Genomic DNA, 2,864 nt, shown 5'->3' with positions numbered 1-2,864 from the left:
GTACCAGTTGGCGATGCAGGGCCTGGATTTGCACCGCGATATCTATTCGCACATCTCCGGCGTCGACCTGGTGCGCGACGGCGACGGCACCTACTACGTGCTCGAAGACAATCTGCGTACACCGAGCGGCGTCAGTTACATGCTCGAAGACCGCAAGATGATGATGCGGCTGTTCCCCGAGCTGTTCGCGGCACAACGCATCGCTCCCATCGACCACTACCCGAACCTGCTGCTCGATACCCTGAAAAGCTCAAGTCCCATCGACAATCCAAGCGTGGTGGTGCTGACACCCGGCCGCTTCAACAGCGCGTTCTTCGAACATGCGTTTCTCGCGCGGGAAATGGGTGTGGAACTGGTGGAGGGCGCGGACCTGTTCGTGCGTGACGACAAGGTCTACATGCGCACCACCGACGGGCCGAAAGCGGTCGACGTGATTTATCGTCGCCTTGACGACGCCTTCCTCGATCCGCTGGCGTTCAACCCGGAATCGATGCTCGGCGTGCCGGGACTGCTGTCGTCCTACCGTTCCGGCAACGTGGTGCTGGCCAATGCCATCGGCACGGGGGTGGCGGATGACAAGTCGGTGTATCCGTTCGTTACCGACATGATCCGTTTCTACCTGGACGAAGAACCGATCCTGAAGAACGTGCCGACCTGGCAATGCCGTAATCCGTCTGAGCTTTCCCACGTGCTGGCCAATCTTCCAGAACTGGTGGTCAAGGAAACCCAAGGCTCCGGCGGGTACGGAATGCTGGTGGGGCCGGCAGCGACGGCGGCGGAAATCGAAGCCTTCCGCGCGCGGATCATCGCCAAACCCCATGCGTATATCGCACAACCGACGCTGTCGCTGTCGACCTGTCCGACCTTTGTCGAAAGCGGCATCGCGCCGCGCCACATCGACTTGCGGCCGTTTGTCCTGTCGGGCCGCGAAACCCGGGTCGTGCCCGGCGGTTTGACCCGCGTCGCCCTGCGCGAAGGCTCCCTGGTGGTCAATTCCTCCCAGGGCGGCGGAACCAAGGACACCTGGGTGGTCGAGGATTAAAGGAAGCCTGTCATGTTAAGTAGAACTGCCTCGGATTTGTATTGGATGTCGCGTTACCTGGAGCGGGCGGAAAACCTCGCACGGATGCTCGACATCAGCTATTCGCTGTCGCTGATGCCGCAGGACGGACGTGGCGATGGTTTGCACGAATTGGCCATGCCGCTGTTGATCACCGGTACCCTGGACGATTACCTGGAGCGCCATGGCGAACTGCATGCCGAACGGTTGCTGCATTTCTTCGCTCTGGATGCGGCCAACCCGGCGAGCATCTACAGCTGCCTCGGTGCCGCACGGGCCAGTGCTCATGCGGTGYGTGGGCGCATCACCGCCGACATGTGGGAAAACATCAACGCCACCTGGCTGGAAATTCGCGGCATCGCCGAACAGGGTCTCGGTCGCTACGGCATGAGCCGTTTCTGCGAGTGGATCAAGGAACGTTCCCACCTGTTCCGGGGCGCGTCCTACGGCACCATCATGCGTAACGATGCGTTTCGCTTCATTCGTCTGGGGACTTTTATCGAACGGGCGGACAACACCTTGCGTCTGCTCGATGCCCGCTACGAAATGGCTGGCGATCAGGCCGAAGCGGTCAGCGATGGCACGGCTCACGCGTATTACCAATGGAGCGCGTTGCTGCGGGCGTTGTCGTCGTTCGAGGCCTACACGGAAATCTACCGCGACGCCCCCGGCGCCCGGCATGTCGCCGAGTTGCTGTTGCTGCGGGCCGATGTGCCGCGATCCCTGCGCGCCTGCACCGAAGAGATCGACCAGATCCTCGCGCAATTGCCGGGGGCCAACGGTCGCCCCGCACAACGCCTGGCGGCAGAAATGGACGCACGCCTGCGCTACACCGGCATCACCGAAATTCTTGACGAAGGCCTGCACGCCTGGCTGACCGAGTTCATCCCGCTGGTGCGCCAGTTGGGTAACGCGATTCACAGTTCTTATCTGGAGGCCGCATGAGACTTTCCATTAGCCACGAGACCACCTATCACTACGAAGACAAGGTGCGGGCGAGCATCCAGTACCTGCGACTGACGCCCCACGACAGCGAGCGTCAGCACGTGCTCAGCTGGCAACTTGACCTGCCGCGCCCGGTGCGCGCGCAACTCGATCCGTTCGGTAACATCCTGCATGTGCTGACCATGGACGAACCGCACGAAGCGATCATCATCGGTGCCCGTGGCCAGGTCGATATCGACGAAATGCGTGAGGCCGAACACGAGAGCCAGTCGGCGTTGCCGTTTCTGCGCTTCACCCGTTTGACCGAAGCCGACGCCGCCCTGCGGGCGTTCGCCGAGAAGGCATGCAAGCAACGCCGCGATCGCACGGCGCTGATCGATCTGATGCATGGCCTCAACCAGCATATGACCTACACGCCGGGCTCCACGGAAGTCGACACCAGCGCGGCCAAGGCCTTTGCCGGGCGCTCCGGCGTGTGTCAGGACCACACCCACGCGTTTCTCGCCTGCACCCGCAGCCTGGGCATTCCTGCGCGTTATGTGTCGGGTTATCTGTACAGCGAAAACAGCGAACACCTGGCCAGCCACGCCTGGGCCGAAGCCTGGCTGGACGACGCCTGGTACAGCTTCGACGTGACCAATGAACTGGCCCGGCCGGAACGCCACCTGAAACTGGCGGTGGGCCTGGATTACCTGGATGCCTGTCCGGTGCGCGGGATGCGCCGGGGCGGCGGGTGTGAGCAGATGCACGCCAAGGTGCTGGTTTCACCGACGCCCGCGCCAGTGATCTCGGTACAACAGCAGTAACGGAAACACCGCCGAACCCTGTAGGAGCGAGCCTGCTCGCGATGGCGTCAGAT

At 62.3% G+C, this 2,864-nt stretch carries 3 protein-coding genes; all 3 read left to right on the top strand.

From position 1 onward, the window contains the following. On the top strand, positions 1 to 1,042 hold a 1,042-nt coding region (locus tag ACXRVY_RS22765), incomplete at its 5' end, for a circularly permuted type 2 ATP-grasp protein (protein WP_458238300.1). Positions 1,043 to 1,054: 12 nt separating this feature from the next. Further along, the gene (locus ACXRVY_RS22760) at positions 1,055 to 2,005 is read left to right on the top strand and encodes an alpha-E domain-containing protein (RefSeq protein WP_458238299.1); all 951 of its coding nucleotides are present in this window, start codon (positions 1,055 to 1,057) and stop codon (positions 2,003 to 2,005) included. Further along, a complete protein-coding gene (locus ACXRVY_RS22755; protein ID WP_223462204.1) occupies positions 2,002 to 2,811 on the top strand; it encodes a transglutaminase family protein in 810 nt (269 codons plus the stop codon). Before ACXRVY_RS22760 ends, ACXRVY_RS22755 begins: the two co-directional genes overlap by 4 nt. The last annotated feature ends 53 nt before the right edge of the window (positions 2,812 to 2,864 follow it).

The sequence above is a fragment of the Pseudomonas sp. P5_A2_2 genome (genome assembly GCF_054177685.1).
Note: the sequence above shows the minus strand (reverse complement) of the source record. Positions and strands in the feature narration are given on the sequence as shown.